The sequence below is a fragment of the Phormidium sp. FACHB-1136 genome, from assembly GCF_014697375.1.
Taxonomy (GTDB): domain Bacteria; phylum Cyanobacteriota; class Cyanobacteriia; order Phormidesmidales; family Phormidesmidaceae; genus Nodosilinea.
The window spans coordinates 1-16,228 of sequence record NZ_JACJRS010000115.1; the positions used below are offsets into that span (position 1 = coordinate 1).

Consider the following 16,228-nt stretch of genomic DNA (forward strand, 5'->3'; position numbering starts at 1 on the left):
AACGTATTGCGACTGATCTGCAAGACACGAGCGACGTGGCTCTTGCGCTCACCTCGGTCAACTGCGGCAACGGCCTTTACTCTTAAATCCACACTGTAGGGGGCAGGCATCGGGGTTCAGGGGCGGAAACAACATCCCTATTCTGTCCTAATCAGTCTCCGGGCTGCAATAGAATCTAAAACCGAGATGTAGTACTCTTGATCTATGAGTCTGATGTATGATGGTGACATGTCTCAACCGACGGCACCGGATCGTAGCCACCGGGATGAAAGGGATGGCAGCGGGTGATGCGCCGCACCGCCAGCCAGGTTCCCTTCAGTGGCCCAAAGCGTTCAATGGCTGTAAAGGCATACTGCGAACAGGTAGGCGTGAACCGACAGGTGGGCGGAAACAGTGGCGAAATGAACCGCCGATAGCCTTGAATGAGCAGCAATAAAACAGCTTTCATGGCTCTATTGTAGCGGCCTGTCTCTTAATCAAAGCTCAGGATTTTCCAGAGTTGAGGGCTGTTCAAAACTCTTGAGATCTCTTGGTTGGTTAGAATCGCGCCGTTGAGTGGGTGGTGAGGATGATTTGGATTCTCTAAAGATTGGGATCCTTAAAAGCTTCGATACGTTGAGGCAAAATCCGGGGTGACCTGGCTAGCGATGTGCCATCACGGGAACGTCTGAACTCGGAGGGTCTTGAATAATAGCTCCCCGACGCTGTAAGTCTCGCTTATCGGCTTCTGTGAGTCCTGGATTGCCTCCAAAAATGGTTCTTGTTACGTCAGTGTAGGTAAGGTCTGCCCCTGTTAAATCAAATCCTGTCAAATTGATATCTGTGAGATTGGCTCCGCGAAGGTCAGCTTTTTCCATATCAAGATTGGAGGCGTAACTGCTGATGTCACGAGCCATGTAAAGGATATTGTTACGGAATCTATCGAGGTCATTGGTGATGGTGTGATAAAAGCCAGCGCTGAGGTTGCCTTCAGCAAGATCCATAACAAGAGATTGCTGGGATAGATGTGCAGATTGTTGAGTAGAGAGAACAGGGATGTAGTCTAGCTGGATGGCTCTATCAATATAATTAGCAAGAAGCTTGGTAAGGGAGATAATATGACTTCGATCATTACCGTTCATATCAAGGTAGTGGGCGATGTAGTGAGCAAGGCGGCGGGCGAGATCGAAATAGCGGGCAAGATCTCTAATTGAATCAGCAGCTTTCAGGGTTAACAACTGTCCCCGGAGCCTCAATACCTGAATGAGGCGAGCCTTACGAGCATCTTGGCTGTTGCTATCAACTGCGGTTACGGCTGTAACTGGAAAGACGCCTAGTTGCTCTATCTCCCCAGATTCAACCATCTCCTGTAGCTGGGCTAGCCCTTCTGGTAAGCCGTTCAAAATGACTTTGATGCTTCCCTCCTCGAAAAATGCGATGTCGATGGAATTGTCCCCAGTCTTTTTCCTAAGTAGCTCGACAAATGCCTGGAGTTCGGTGGCAGTTGAGGGGCTGATCTTACCGCTGATGACGAAGGCTAGAGGCTGAGGCGCTGTCTTGGTAACGTGGGGTATAAGAACCTGTAGCACCTCATCGGCTGCGGTGAGGCCAGGGCCACTGGAGCCTTCCAGCCAATCCAGCAACTCTTTGCTCCGCTGCCCCTGGGGTGAGTTGTTGGGGGATATAACTCCCTTGGGTGGATTGAGAGCAAAGACTAGCTCATCAAACTGAGTAGGCGGCAGTGCGTTGATGGTTTTGATTAGACATAGCCTCTCCTTGGCCGATAACTTAGGACTCTCTTCACGCACCGAGGTTATCTCCACCATGGCCAGAGGTTGACGCTTTGAGTCCATCATAACTCTGGTTGATCTGGGGCAATCATCCCGTTTAACCTCCAGAGCAAACGCATACTCGCGCTTCTTCTCAATCTTGGTTGACTGGGCGGTAAGAGTGATCTGGGTGCTCTAAGGACTGGAATCCCCAAAAATCTCCGACACGTTGAGGCAAAATCCAGGCAGACGTTCCTCGTCCGATAGCGATTGAGGCTGGTGCAGCACCTCAACGGGGCAATTGGCCCGATAGATTTCTACCAGTTGCAGATCAGGGTTGATTAGCCAACCCAGTTGCACGCCGTTATCTAAATAAACCTGCATTTTGGTTTGCAGATCGGCAAGATCGTCCGATGGCGATTTCAATTCGACCACAAAATCGGGACAAAGGGGTAAAAATCGCCGCCGTTGATCCGGACTCAGCGCTTGCCATCGTTCTAAACGCACCCAGGCCACATCGGGGGAGCGGGTGCTACCGTCCGGCAACTTAAATCCGGTGGAGGAGTCGAACACGACGCCGAGTTGGGCGCGGCGATTCCACAGCACAAGGTCGGCGGCGATCTCAACGTTGGCTCGGCCCGTTTCGCCCCCGGTCGGTGCCATGATGATCACATCTCCTTGGGCCGTGCGCTCGAACCGTAGATCGCGGTTGTGTTGACAGATTTCGGTAAATTGCTCGTCAGAAATTGAGATGCTGGGAGGAACAGCAAGGGTAATCATGGCCCAATGCCTGGATGCAGGATGATGTCGTTCACGGGTATTAAACCTCTGCGACTAGGGGCAACAGTGGTTAGACAATAACGCCCCTGAAGTTGCGCTGATGACCTAATATTCCAGCAGCACGGTGTTAAAGTCGCCCTGGGTGCTGCTGGGCCGTTCGGGAACAAAGACGTTGCTGCTGGGTGTCGCGGTGGCGGCTGGATTAGCGCTATTTACGCCAAAGCGTTGGCTATCCTGGATCCGAATTGTTCCTGCTAGGCCGTTTAGGCGATCCGCTTCTTGGTCAATTTCCGCAAGGCGAGAGTAGAGCCGTGCCCGCCGTTGCTCTAGGTTTTCTAGCTCCTGCTGGATGCGCTTTTTCTCCACCGTCAGCTTGTACAGGTCGAGGTAGTGGGCGGCCTCGGTGCGCTGGCGGGGCAGGGTGCTCACCTTAGGATGAATTTTGCTGGGAGGACGCTGGCTCATCATGGCTCTCTCCTGGGGGCTAAAAACTCCGTAGCTCTAGCTTGCCCAGGTTAGCCGCAATTGTCCAGGAACGTTGCTGATTGTGTCATGGCAATCTGGGTTTTGGTTAGCCCGCCACCACAAAGTTCACTAGCTTTCCAGGTACGACGATCACCTTTTTGATCTCCTTGCCTTCCAGATAACGCTGGGCAATTTCCGACTCACGGGCGTACTGTTCCAGCGCCGCTTTGTCAGAATCCGCCGGAACTTCTAGGGTGCCGCGAGTTTTGCCCATCACCTGAATCACCAGGGTAATTTCGTCCGATACCAGGGCCGCCGGGTCGAAGCTGGGCCAGGGGGCGAGGTGGACGGAATCCGCATGGCCCAACTGATGCCACAGTTCATCGGCGATGTGGGGGGCAAAGGGAGCTAACAGCAGCACCAGGGCACGTACACCCTCGGCATAGACGGGGGAGTCTTTGCAGGGGGCATCGCTGAGGGCATTGTTGAGCTTCATCAGCTCGGAAACGGCGGTATTAAACTGGTAGTCGCCATCGATGTCTTCCGTGATGTCCTTAATGGCGCTGTGGATGGCGCGACGCAGGGTTTTCTCATCCTTAGAGAGATCCCCTTGGGGCGCAGGTTGGGGCGCACTGCTGTGCGCCCGTACGGGGGAATCTGGATGAGCGGCAATATATTCCGTCACCAGTCGCCAAACGCGGTTGAGGAAGCGGTATTGCCCTTCCACGTCGGCATCGTCCCACTCCAGATCCTTCTCTGGGGGCGCTTTGAACAGGATGAACATCCGCGCCGTATCGGCCCCATACTTGGCGAGGACGGCTTTGGGATCCACACCGTTGTACTTGGATTTGGACATCTTCTCGTAGAAGACCTCCAGTGCATCACCCGTGGACGGATCGACGGGGTTGGCAGGGTCGGCCACTTGGTCGCTAGGGACGTACTTCCCGGTTTTGGGGTTTTTGTAGGTGAGGTTTTGCACCATGCCCTGGGTCAGCAACCGCTGGAAGGGTTCATCGAAGTTCAGCAGGCCGCGATCACGCAGTACTTTGGTCAAAAATCGCGAATAGAGCAGGTGCAGAATGGCGTGTTCAATGCCGCCTACGTACTGATCCACGGGCATCCAGCCATTGACCTTGTCGGCGTCGAAGGCTTGATCGGTGTTTTGGGCATCGGTGTAGCGCAAAAAGTACCAGGACGAGTCGATGAAGGTGTCCATGGTGTCGGTTTCGCGCTTGGCGGGTTCTCCACAGGAGGGGCAGGGCACGTTCACCCAGTGCTCTAGCTGGGCCAGGGGCGAAGCACCCCGACCAGAAAACTCCACATCCTCCGGCAGAGTGACGGGCAGTTGATCATCGGGCACGGGCACAATGCCGCAGGAGGGGCAATGCACTACCGGAATCGGCACGCCCCAGTAGCGCTGGCGAGAAATCAGCCAGTCTCGTAGGCGATAGTTGGCTTCGCCGTTACCCTTGCCGTTGGCCTCCAGCCACGCAATCGCCGCCGCCACGCTTTGGCCTTCGCCTTTTCCGGCGGGGGTGCCATCCAAGGGGCCAGAGTTCACCATTACCCCGTCTCCGGGCCATGCTTCGGTGAGGGTGTCGCCATCCAGGGTTTCCCCTTCCGGTTGGACGACCACCTTTACGGGCAGGGCAAACTTGCGGGCAAAGGCAAAGTCGCGCTGGTCGTGGGCGGGCACGGCCATAATCGCCCCGGTGCCGTAGCCCATCAGCACATAGTCGGCAATCCAGATGGGAATTTTCGCGCTGTTGACGGGGTTCACGGCATAGCTGCCAGTCCACACCCCGGTTTTTTCGCGGTCTTCGGCGGTGCGGTCGATCTCGCTCTTGGCGGCGGCTTCCTTGCGGTAGTCCTCCACTGTGGCGACCCGATCCGGTGCGGTCAGCTTTTCCACCAGGGGATGCTCTGGCGACAGCACCATAAAGGTGGCCCCCCACAGGGTATCGGGTCGGGTGGTGAAGACGGGCAGTTCGTCGCCGCCCTCGGTGGTGAACACGACCCGCGCCCCGGTGGATTTGCCAATCCAGTTGGCCTGCATCGTCCGCACCCGCTCCGGCCAGCCGGGGAGTTTATCCAGGTCTTGCAGCAGTTCTTCGGCGTAGTCGGTAATTTTGAGGAACCACTGGCGCAGCAGCTTTTTCTCCACCAAAGCACCGGAACGCCAGGAGCGACCTTCGCTATCCACCTGCTCGTTGGCCAGCACCGTTTGGTCAATGGGATCCCAGTTCACCGCCGCCTCTTTTTGGTAGGCGAGACCCATCTGGAGCATCTGGATGAAAATCCACTGCGTCCAGCGGTAGTAATCCGGCGCACAGGTAGCTACCTCCCGCTCCCAGTCGTAGGAGAGGCCCAATTCCTGGAGCTGCGCCCGCATTTGGTCAATATTTTGGTACGTCCACTGGGCTGGATGAATGCCCCGATCAATTGCCGCATTTTCCGCAGGCAGGCCAAAGGCATCCCAGCCCATGGGGTGCAGCACCCGATAGCCCTGCATTCGCCGCACCCGCGCCACCACGTCGGTGATGGTGTAGTTGCGCACGTGGCCCATGTGCAGATTGCCCGACGGATAGGGAAACATCGACAGGGCATAGAACTTGGGCTTGCTGGCATCGTCTGACGCCTGATCTAGCCGCTGCTCGGCCCAAACCTGCTGCCACTTCTGCTCAATCTCGCCGGGGGTATATCTGGACTCCACGTCCCTAACTCCTACTGCTGCTCTGGTGCGGTTCTCCCCATAATAACTAGGAGTGGTAGCGAGGATGTCAGCAGAAGGAGGTGCTCTCCCGAAGTTAGCCCCACCAAGCTCCATACTCGCAGGCCATACCCCATAAGTTGGAACTGGCGATTCAGGCCGACCGCTTCCTACCCAGTCCAGCAATGCTTCAGGGAGCGGAGCCAACCCTCTAGATCACTTTAGATGGCCATCAAAAAGCCGGATTTCTTGTGCAGAAACCCGGCTTTCCATGGGTTATTGGGGGAAACGGCGCACCGAGGCAGAACCTACTGAAACCTAACGGTTCGCTTGTTCTCCAGGCTTCCATTGCCGCTTCGCTACTAAGGCACCCCCTACTACCAGGAGGCTCAAAACCATACCCGGTTCAGGTACTGACTCGGGTTCGTTGAATCCCGTAGTACCTGCCTTAAAGGTGTGATTGTCGGTCTCGAACCCGCCACCACCCATTTGGGAGATTACGATTCTATTGAATAGGTCAGAACTGGAATCTGCGAAAAAGTTAAAGTAGGCATTGTACTCATTTCCATTCCCGATGGTTCCATAGGTCTTGAGAGCTGAGGCTACGTTGGTTGTTTTTTCAGATGCTGCAAAAGTGCGGTTGTCGTTGTAGTAGACAAAGCGCTGAATCAGTGAATCACCGTTATAGAAGGAAAATTCATTGCCATCATGGGCTGAGCCCCAGTTGATGCCAAAGTAGTTATGGGTAGCCTCCAAATCAATTTGTACGTTTGTCCCTTTAAAGGCTGTCAAATAGGAAGATGTGTTATCCCGTGGAGATGAAAAGGTGGGAGCCCATTGATCTTTGATAATCCTAGCGTTATTCGTATTAGTACCAACGTAGGAATACTGAATGCCTGGGTTGGCCACGGTTTGATTATTGGAATCAACAACGGTAAAACTACCATTGTTGAAATTCACCGTATTAAAGCCCTCATCCCAAGCGTAAATAGAGTAGGCTCCTTGGTTGGTTTCGCCATTAAATCCAGCGATACCTTTCATGGAAGCCTGGGTGGCACCTTCGTTGCCCAGGATAAAAGAAATGGCTTGGGCCGGTTGAGTCAAGCTAGCAAGGGTGGTAATACTGACCAAGGCCCCTAAGCTATAGGCTCGGTTAAGATCCATAGAAAAAGCTCCGTGCTGCGGCTATGTTGCCTCATTTTGGGGTAGACACCTGGAAAAACAATCGGAGCTTCTACGGAAGCAATTGCCTCGATTCCATCGTGCCCAGGAGTAAGCACGGAGAATTGTCTCCGTAGTGCTTTCCGGTCCATCTCATACCGTGGGCAAAAGTATAGCCACCTTAGCTGCCTAGCTGCTACGGACAAGGGACGACAAAGGCTCTAGCGTCCTGTCTTGAGCGGCACGCTCCTAACGTAACCAGCGGCGTTGGTATTCCCAGAAACGTCGCCACCAGTCGGAGGGTTCTTGGTGGGGGCCATCGTGTTCTGTGGGGCGGTCGCTGGGGCCATCCACCACCAGGCTACCCACATAGTCGGCTTCGGCGTAAACGCGATCAATCTGTTCACGAATTTCGGCCATGTCGGCATCGGAAACCACGCCGTTGCTGGTGGCTTTGTAGAACTGCACCGTCACCCGAATCGGGTAATCCGGATCGCGCTCGATGGGCAGGCCGTCAATTTCGGTGAAGGGGCCTTCCACAGGGCCATGGCCAATCACCGCTGCCTCCACATCGCTGCTACCACGGCTGGATTCCATACTGGGAGCAGGGGGTGCCGCCATGGAGAGGCTGTTCATGATACCGCCACCACCAAATTGATTCATCGGTTCCCGTTGCTTGAGGGGGACCTGAATCAGCAGCACCAGGTTCATTCCTTCGCCGCCCGCCTCCAGGTCGGGGTCGCGCTGACCGGAGGCTTGGGCCTGGGCTGCAAAGTCGGTCAATCGCTGGCCCGTAAAACTGGCCCGTTCGCCGTTGCGGTTGAAGAACAAGCGCTGCCCCCACACTGGCCCTGCATCCACGGTGTCCCGCTGGTTGTCGATGACGGTGATGCTGGTGCCCTCCCGTGTGGCCAAGATGGTGAGCACCGCCGGATCGCCGGGGTAGGACTGGTAGTTGAACAGCACCGGGTTAAAGGTGGCGCTGCCCTCTTGGGGAATGGGCAGAAACGCCGCCTGGGCACTGACCAACACATGGCTATCCCGCTGGGCCAGCAGGGAATTCAGCCGCCCTTCCCAGGAATCCGGCTCGTGCAGGTAGTCGCGCAGGTTGCCGAGCACTTCGGAGAGAGCCACCCGTCGCAGGGCTTGGCCGTCCTCGTTGCCCACCCGCACAAAGAAATTTTCTAGGGGGATGTCGGCGGTGACATCGGAAAAGTTGGGATGGCGAATGACGGGCATGAGGTGAAGCTGATACTCGCCAGTGCGCGGATCCCGGTGCTGCACCTGAATGGTCATATCGCTGATGTTGGGGCCAACCGCCGAGCCGTAGAAGCGGCCCGTATCCTCCCAGGTGATGTTAAGAATGTTGAGATCTAGGGCCGCCGCCAGCCGTTGGGCCACGGGATCAGACACCATCGCCTTGGTGCGCTCAATCACTTGGCCGTAGGGATCCATCGGTGGTCGGGGCATTGGAGGAATCGTCGGATTAGAGGGACTGGTGGACGGAGGCGCGGCCTCGGCGGGGGGCGTTTCGGGCAGGGGCACACCCGGTTCAATGGCTTGCAAACTGGCCGCCGACAGGGCCAAGGTGGCGGTCACGGTACCAAGGGTTAACCAAAGACTGAGTGGGTATTTCATGGTCGGGGTCTCCCTGCTCTATGACCCTAACCTACGCAAAATTTTCGCCCAATTCGGGACGGTTACCAAAAACGTAACTTCCCCATGGGATCTCGCCGCTTATACATGAGCCTCTATCTTGCCTCGTACCGAGGTTGATCCCCCCTAACCCCCCTTAAAAAGGGGGGAATCGGATTCAAAGTCCCCCTTTCTAAGGGGGATTTAGGGGGATCTCCCAGACTGCAACCGAGGAAGTCAAGATGCGTATAAGCAGTAGTTCATGGGATCAGGGGCTTGCTTTTTATCAATTTATCGCTTAATAGTTATACAAAGTTGATTGACTTTGGAGATGTGCATACTCCCTCCTCCGGTCAGTCCCATTCCGTGGTTACGCAGGGCACATTGATTTGTGCCCTTTTTTCTAGCCTTCTGTCTCCCGTTCCCAACGTTCCTATCGGTCTTGTGAGGTTGCGATTGTCTATGACTGCTCTACCCCCGCTCACCCTCGGTATCCATACTGTGCCCTACCCCATCATTCAAGGCGGTATGGGGATTCGTATTTCCGGTGCCAATCTGGCAGCGGCGGTGGCCAATGCTGGTGGAATTGGCATTATTTCGGCGGTGGGGCTAGGAATGAACTCTCCCTACTTTGATATTGACGAGAAAAGCCCGAAAAAGCGCCAAGAACAGTTTTTTGAGGCTAATCGTCTGGCCCTCATTGACGAACTCAAAAAGGCCCGTGCCCTCAGCCCCAACGGGGTGATCGGCGTCAACATTATGGTGGCTGCACGGGATTACGAAACCCTCGCCCCCACCGCCGCCGACCATGGGGCCAACCTGATTATCTCCGGAGCCGGACTGCCCCTGGGTCTGCCCGGTCTCACCGCCCATCGCCCCGATGTGGCCCTGGTGCCAATTATCTCCAGCGTGCGGGCCGCCCAGGTCGTGTGCAAAAAGTGGCAGCGCAACTTTAACCGTCTACCCGATGCCTTTGTGGTCGAAAATCCCCAATCTGCCGGGGGCCACCTGGGGGCCAAGGCCGAGGAATTGGGTGATCCCGCCATCAGCCCCGAAGCGGTGATTCCGGCCCTGGTGAAATACCTAACCGACACCTACGACAGTCCAATTCCCGTGATTGCTGCCGGGGGCATCTACAGCCATGAAACCCTGGTAAAAGCCCTCGCCTTGGGCGCTAGCGGTGTACAAATTGGCACCCGGTTCATTGCCACCGAGGAATGCGACGCCGACCCCCGTTACAAGGAATTTCACCTCAAGGCCTCCCCGGAAGACGTCGTGCTGGTGCCCAGCCCCGTGGGTCTGCCCGGACGCGCCCTCCGCACCCCCTTTGTGGATCGGGTCATCGCTGGGGAACTGCCAGAAGCGAAAAACCAGTGCTTCGCCAACTGTTTGCATGTCTGCAAATTCCGCGACAAACGGGAAACCTACTGCATCCTCCGTGCCCTAGATCGGGCCTGTCGGGGCGATGTGGAGAACGGCCTCGTGTTTTCCGGTAGCCACGTCGGCCAAGGGGATCACCTGGTATCCGTGGCTGAGGTGATGAGGGAATTGGTGCAGGGCGCTAGGGATGAAGCAGGATCAGGGAAAGTGGGTACCCTAGAGGTAGCCCACTGCTGAGGCTAGGTTGCGTTTTCTAGCCCTGGCACTTTACGGCCCTGGTGGAAACGGAGGAGTCTATGACCCGGCACGTTTGGCTTAGTCTGTCGGCCCTGTTGCTAAGTTGGGGGGGCGTCTGGGGATCTGCCGCTGTAGCCACCGTGCCCCTCGCCACCCTGCAACGACAGATGAAAACGGCGGTGTGTCTCAACGATTGGGCCACCGCTGTGGATCGGGCCAGTGCCATGATGGCCTCCCCCAGCCTGTCGGCCCAGGATCGGCAGGCTTTGGTGGACTTTCGCCACGCATTGCAGCGCTATGAGGAAGAACGCCTGGAAATTCAGGGCATCCCCGGTTGTGAGGCCCACCTAGCCCAGTACCTCGAAACGGTGCCCACCCCCAGCCTACCCCTCCAGCTAGATCGTGCCCTGCTGCGGTTCTTCGGCATCCCCGACCTCACCCCCGACCAACTGGCTCAACAGATCAATGGTGCCCGTCGGGCCGGATTGTCAGAACCACAGCCCACGGACATTCCCGCTCTTTCTCCGGCCTTGCTGGTGGGTACGCCCCGTGGGTCGGGCGTGATTGCCGGGGCCGTCAGCGCTGGGGTTGAAGTGTTTACCTTTGTCGGAGGACAGGGGGATCGAGTCACGGTGAATCTCAATGTCACCCGCATTTTGCCGGGACTGCGCTACACCGACGACGATTCGCAACTCTATTTATTTGATAGCCAGGGCTATCTATTGGCCAGCAACGACGATTTCAATGGTTTGCAGTCTCGCCTAGACAGCATTCTTTTGCCCAGCAGCGGCCTGTACTATATTGTCGCCACCACCTACGGCAACAGCCCCCAACTCAGCCCCGATGGTCAACTCCTCGGCTGGAGTGGCGATGGCGGCAGTTTCATCGAATACACGCTCACAGTCACGGGGTTGACCCCATCGGGGCAGTTGGCCTTGCCCACTACGGCGCAGCGTTGAACCATGGATCTCATCAAACCTTGGGGTTCCTCTGGCTTGTCCTCATCGAAACCACTGCCAAAGTTTGATAGTTTTGTCGGAACTGGCACTGGCGATCCGTTTGCCACTATGCACCGCCACGCTGTGAATCGGGTTGGTGTGGGCATGGATGGTTTGCTGTAGGGTGCCGTCCATGCGCCAAATTCGCAGGGTGCCATCGCTGCTGCCGCTCACCAGCCGCTGGTTGTCTGGGAAAAAGGCGACGGTGTTCACCTCCTGGGTATGGCCCTGGAGGATTGGCCCCTTATCACCGCTAGGGAGGTGCCAGAGCCTCACCGTACGGTCTTTGCTGGCGCTGGCGATCCATTGATTATCGGGGCTTACGGCCACTTGGTTGACGGTGTTGGTATGACCACTGAGGGTATGGCTGTTGACTGCTGTTTGCGGGTTCCAGATCCGCACCGTATTGTCTAGTCCACCGCTGATCAGCAGGCTGTCGTCCATGGCCCAAGCCACGGATTTGATCATCCCCGCCGATCCCACTAAGGTTTTGACTAAATTTCCCCGATCTAATGTCCACAGCCGGATGGTGCGATCTTCGCTACCGCTGGCCAGGAGAAACCCCTGTACGCCAATGGCTACGGAGGTGACATCGCGCAGATGGCCCTTGAGAAGATGAAGCAGGGTGCGATCACTCAGGTTCCACACCTTAATGGTGGCGTCATCGCTGCAACTGGCGAGCACCTGTCCACCGCTGCCCACCGCAATGCAGTTTACCCCCCGGTCATGGGCCGACAACCTGTAAAGCGCCTGCCCCGTTTGCCAGTTCCACACTCTCACCGTATCGTCTAGGCTACCGCTAACGATCAGGGGCAGTTTCGGGTTAAAGGTCACCGTGACCACCCAGGATTGATGCTCGGTAAAGCGTTTGACCTCGTGCCAACCAGGGCCAGCGGGAGCCGGAGTCGGTGGTTGGGATGGAGACCGGAACTGGGGCGGAAGCGGCGGTGAGGATGGCCCTGGAATGGGCGGCGGGGCAGCGGGATGGGGTGGGGCAGCGGGCGGGGTGGACCTCGCTGGGGGCAATCCTGACAGAGGGGGCAGGGCTGTAATGGGCAACGATAATCCCGCGCTTTCCCCTGGCCCGCTCACGGGGCGCTGTTGCAGGCCCGAAAAAAGGCTGTCAGCCCCCGATGAGGCGCTCCAACCGGGCACCGCACCAGATAACTTGGGCAGACGTTGCAAATCACTGATCACATCCTGAGCGCTCTGGTAGCGTTCGCTCACCAAATCTTTGGTCATGCTGCTGAGAATGTCTGCCAGCCCAGGGTTGATGGTGCGCCCCATCTGCTGAAGTCGCTCTTGCCATACCCAACGCCCTTCTAGCGGATTGTACAAATCCTCAGGTCTGCACCCCGTGAGCAAATACAAACAGGTGACGCCTAAGCTATACAGATCGCTGGATGGGTAGGCTTGGCCACTGCGTAACTGTTCCATCGGAGCATAGCCCTCGGTGCCAATCCGAGTACCCGGTTCATACATCACAGCTTCGCTAAACTGCTTGGCCACGCCGAAGTCAATCAAAATCGGTACCCCGTCCGCCTTACGTCGCATAATGTTAGAGGGCGTGATATCGCGATGGATTACCCCTCGGTGATGGATAAAGTGCAGCACAGGCAGTAAATCTTCTAGGAGATTGCGGATCTCCTCCTCTCCGTATGGCCCCTTGGTGGCTACTTCCTGAAACAGCGTACGGCCCGCCACCATTTGCTGCACCAGATAGAGGTACTTATCCTGTTCAAAGTAGGCCAGCAGATTCGGAATTTGGGGATGTTCCCCCAACTCATTCAGCCGTACTGCCTCCTGCTCAAAGAGTTGCACCGCCTTCAGAAACGACTTCGTGCCCTGTTTTTGGGGGGCAAATTGTTTAATGACGCAGCGGTGATTCAGCCGATCCGTGTCCAGCGCAAAATAGGTACGGCCAAACCCGCCCCGACCAATCAACTTCAGAGGCCGATACCGTCCCCTCAGTCTAGGCATTAACGGGCTTCCACAGCTAGGGCAAGTCCGGGCTAACGTCGCATGGTTGGGCTGAGGACAATTTGGGTTAAGGCAGCATATCATCACAGCGACAAACCGATTTGAGGGGACGCCAAACGCTATGCCTTCAGTGTAGGGGAGTCTTTTGGGTAAAGACGCATCTCTCCGCCAATCTGTCTGGTTGGTGAACCACAAATCTCCCTACCCTTCCATCTTCGCCCCGATAGTCAGGAGTTTCCTATACTTTAAGAAATGCAGAGCTAATGTTAATTCCCTTAATCACGCCATCCCCGCCTTGATTCAACAAGAAACCCTTCAGCTTTTAGACTGGCCTCGGCTTTGTCACCATCTCTCCACCTTTGCCGCCACCAAGTTGGGTGCCCTCGCGGCTCAAAGCCTAGCGATCCCGGCCAGCCAAGCCGACAGTGAAACCCTACTTAGTCAAACCCGCGAGGTCTACTGGCTGGATCAACACACCACGGGCCTCAGCTTTGGCGGCATTCGCGATATCACCGCCCCCCTAGAACGGGCCAACCGCCAGGGAATGCTCAGCGGCGAAGAACTGCTCGACATCGCCACCACCCTCAACGGTGCCCGTCAGCTACGTCGCGCCATTGAAGCCCAATCCTCGGAAGACCTGCCCATCCTTCAGGAGATGGTGGCCGAACTTCGCACCTATCCCGAAATGGAACAGCACATCCACCACTGCATCGACGACCGGGGCGAGGTGACCGACCGCGCCAGCAGCAAACTCAGTGCCATTCGCGACCGCCTCAAATCCACCCGCAGCGACATCCAGCAACGGCTCCAGCGCATCATGCAGCGCCAGTCTGGCGCATTACAGGAAACCCTGATTACCCAGCGAGGGGATCGCTTTGTGCTGCCCGTCAAAGCCCCCCAAAAAGACGCTATCCCCGGCCTAGTCCACGATGCCTCCGCTAGCGGCGCAACCTTATATATAGAACCCCACGCCATCGTTGACCTGGGCAACCAACTGCGCCAGCTTTTGCGGCAAGAACGCACCGAAATCGAAGTTGTCCTGCGCCAGCTCTCGGAACAGGTGGCCGAAGTCTACGACGACCTCGAACACCTCCTCGCCACCGTCACCCTGCTGGATTTGGCCTACGCCCGCGCCCGCTATTCCCTCTGGCTAGAGGCCAATCCCCCCCGCTTTGTCGAACCCGGTGAACCCACCACCCTGCGCCAACTGCGCCACCCGCTCCTCGTCTGGCAACAGCGCCACGAACAGGGTTCTGCCGTGGTACCCATTGACCTGCTAATGCAGCCCAACCTGCGCGTCATCGCCATCACTGGCCCCAACACGGGCGGCAAAACCGTCACCCTCAAAACCCTGGGCCTAGCGGTGCTGATGGCCAAAGTCGGCCTCTTCGTCCCCGCCCGCGAACCCGTCGAACTGCCCTGGTTCGAGCAAATCCTGGCAGACATCGGCGACGAACAATCCATCGAACAAAGCCTCTCCACCTTCTCCGGCCACATCAAACGCATTGGCCGCATTTTGGATGCCCTGGATCGTTCAACAATTCAAAATTCAAAACTCAAAGGTCAAAATTCAGAGTCTTTGCCCTCGCCAGATTCCCCGGACGTTCTCGATTCCTTCGATTCCAACGTAGACCATCCCCCGACTCCCCCCTCCCTCACCAACGCCCTCATCCTCCTAGACGAAGTGGGCGCAGGCACCGACCCCACCGAAGGCACCGCCCTCGCCATTGCCTTGCTGAAATATTTAGCCGACCACGCCCGCCTCACCGTGGCCACCACCCACTACGGCGAACTCAAGGCCCTGAAATACCAAGACCCCCGCTTTGAAAACGCCTCGGTGGAATTCGATGATGTCAGCCTCTCTCCCACCTATCGCCTGCTGTGGGGCATTCCGGGCCGATCCAACGCCCTCTCCATCGCCCGTCGCTTGGGACTAAATTCCGCCGTGGTGGAAGAAGCTGCTAGCCACATGGCCGTTGGGGTTCAAGAAGACGTGAACCAAGTGATTGCCGGACTGGAGGCCCAGCGCCGACAGCAGGAGGAAAAATCCCAGGCCGCCGCCGCCCTCCTCGCCCAAACCGAAGCCCTACACAACGAAGTCCGTCGCAAAGCCGACATGCTGCGGGAACGGGAACGGGATCTTCGCGCCCAGCAAGAAACCGCCATTCAGCAAGCCATCGTCGCCGCCAAGGCCGACATCGCCAAAGTCATCCGCAAACTCCAGCAGGGCACCCCCACCGCCCAAGATGCCCAACGGGCCACAGAAGCCATTGATGCCATCGCCCAGGCCCAGCTACCCACCCGCCTGCCCAAACCCACGCAACCCAAGCCGGGATTCAAACCCCAGGTCGGCGACCGCATCCGTATTCCCAGCCTGGGCCAAACCGCCGAAGTCCTCACCGCCCCCGACGATGACCACAAACTCACCGTCCGCTTTGGCCTGATGAAAACCACCGTCAGCCTTGCGGATATCGAATCTCTCCAGGGCGAAAAGGCCGAAGTGCCCGCCAAGCCCAAACCCCAGGACACCGTTCCCGCCGCCCAGGCTGGTCCACCCGCCCCCGCCGTTCGCACCAGCCGCAACACCATCGACCTGCGGGGTATGCGCGTTGCCGAAGCCGAAGCCGTCCTGGAAGAAGCCATCGCCCACGCCAGCGGTGCCCTCTGGGTTATCCACGGCCACGGCACCGGAAAACTCAAGCGCGGCGTCCACGACTACCTCCACCGCCATCCCCAAGTCCAGCGCCTCGAAGCTGCCGACCAATCCGACGGCGGTACAGGCGTCACCGTGGTCTATCTCTAACCGATTATTGTCCAATCCACCTGCAGGGCCGAGGTCTCCTCGGCCCTTTTTATTGCTCTATTGGCCTAGTCCGCGATGCCCACAGCATGGGTGCTGTATGTCCAGCCGCCTCAGCCAGCCCCGTCGATAACGAACCACCCGCATCTAGGCAGTCTGGAGGAATCCATCGGCATTGACTCTAAAAAATCCGTAGCACAGATTACAGAGCGACCTTAACCCAGCCCAAGCAGCCCTTAACCCTTGATAAACAAGGCATTCAGGACGCTACCCCTACCGTTTGCGCCCCCCATTCAACCCCCATATCTAGGGTCGTCCAGAATTTTTTTTCGAG

11 protein-coding genes and 1 pseudogene are annotated in these 16,228 nt (G+C 57.2%); 3 read left to right on the top strand and 9 right to left on the bottom strand.

What is annotated here, in order from left to right:
- From H6G62_RS28065 to H6G62_RS22925, 8 genes and pseudogenes are all read right to left on the bottom strand, one after another.
- A pseudogene (locus tag H6G62_RS28065) lies at nucleotides 1–110 on the bottom strand (IS630 family transposase); the annotation flags it as partial.
- A gap of 92 nt (nucleotides 111–202) precedes the next feature.
- Nucleotides 203–448 carry a membrane protein insertion efficiency factor YidD gene (yidD, locus tag H6G62_RS22895; RefSeq protein WP_190499515.1) on the bottom strand — a complete coding sequence of 82 codons (246 nt, stop codon included), beginning with the start codon at nucleotides 446–448 and terminating at the stop codon, nucleotides 203–205.
- Between the two features lie 193 nt (nucleotides 449–641).
- On the bottom strand, nucleotides 642–1,805 hold the full coding sequence (locus H6G62_RS22900) for a pentapeptide repeat-containing protein (RefSeq protein WP_190499517.1): 1,164 nt from the start codon (nucleotides 1,803–1,805) through the stop codon (nucleotides 642–644).
- A gap of 138 nt (nucleotides 1,806–1,943) precedes the next feature.
- A complete protein-coding gene (locus tag H6G62_RS22905) occupies nucleotides 1,944–2,528 on the bottom strand; it encodes a Uma2 family endonuclease (protein WP_190499519.1) in 585 nt (194 codons plus the stop codon).
- A gap of 105 nt (nucleotides 2,529–2,633) precedes the next feature.
- Nucleotides 2,634–2,996 (bottom strand): hypothetical protein, encoded by a 363-nt coding sequence (locus H6G62_RS22910; protein WP_190499521.1) that lies wholly within the window; start codon nucleotides 2,994–2,996, stop codon nucleotides 2,634–2,636.
- Between the two features lie 103 nt (nucleotides 2,997–3,099).
- Nucleotides 3,100–5,706 carry a leucine--tRNA ligase gene (leuS, locus tag H6G62_RS22915; RefSeq protein WP_347239412.1) on the bottom strand — a complete coding sequence of 869 codons (2,607 nt, stop codon included), beginning with the start codon at nucleotides 5,704–5,706 and terminating at the stop codon, nucleotides 3,100–3,102.
- A 315-nt stretch (nucleotides 5,707–6,021) separates the two neighbouring features.
- Nucleotides 6,022–6,867, bottom strand: coding sequence for a PEP-CTERM sorting domain-containing protein (locus H6G62_RS22920; RefSeq protein ID WP_190499525.1), 846 nt, complete (start codon nucleotides 6,865–6,867; stop codon nucleotides 6,022–6,024).
- Nucleotides 6,868–7,113: 246 nt separating this feature from the next.
- Nucleotides 7,114–8,502 carry a hypothetical protein gene (locus H6G62_RS22925; protein WP_190499527.1) on the bottom strand — a complete coding sequence of 463 codons (1,389 nt, stop codon included), beginning with the start codon at nucleotides 8,500–8,502 and terminating at the stop codon, nucleotides 7,114–7,116.
- Nucleotides 8,503–8,961: 459 nt separating this feature from the next.
- Here H6G62_RS22925 and H6G62_RS22930 point away from each other — a divergent pair, with 459 nt between their 5' ends.
- Nucleotides 8,962–10,116: a nitronate monooxygenase family protein gene (locus tag H6G62_RS22930; RefSeq protein WP_190499529.1), complete on the top strand. Its 1,155-nt coding sequence runs from the start codon at nucleotides 8,962–8,964 to the stop codon at nucleotides 10,114–10,116.
- 59 nt (nucleotides 10,117–10,175) lie between these two features.
- Nucleotides 10,176–11,075 (top strand): hypothetical protein, encoded by a 900-nt coding sequence (locus H6G62_RS22935; protein ID WP_190499531.1) that lies wholly within the window; start codon nucleotides 10,176–10,178, stop codon nucleotides 11,073–11,075.
- A gap of 42 nt (nucleotides 11,076–11,117) precedes the next feature.
- On the opposite strand, the gene H6G62_RS22940 is transcribed toward H6G62_RS22935, so the two are convergent.
- Nucleotides 11,118–13,094, bottom strand: a complete 1,977-nt coding sequence (locus H6G62_RS22940; RefSeq protein WP_242052234.1) for a serine/threonine-protein kinase — start codon at nucleotides 13,092–13,094, stop codon at nucleotides 11,118–11,120.
- 295 nt (nucleotides 13,095–13,389) lie between these two features.
- Between H6G62_RS22940 and H6G62_RS22945 the strand changes: the two genes are divergently transcribed.
- Nucleotides 13,390–15,897, top strand: coding sequence for an endonuclease MutS2 (locus H6G62_RS22945; protein WP_190499533.1), 2,508 nt, complete (start codon nucleotides 13,390–13,392; stop codon nucleotides 15,895–15,897).
- Nucleotides 15,898–16,228 lie beyond the last annotated feature (331 nt).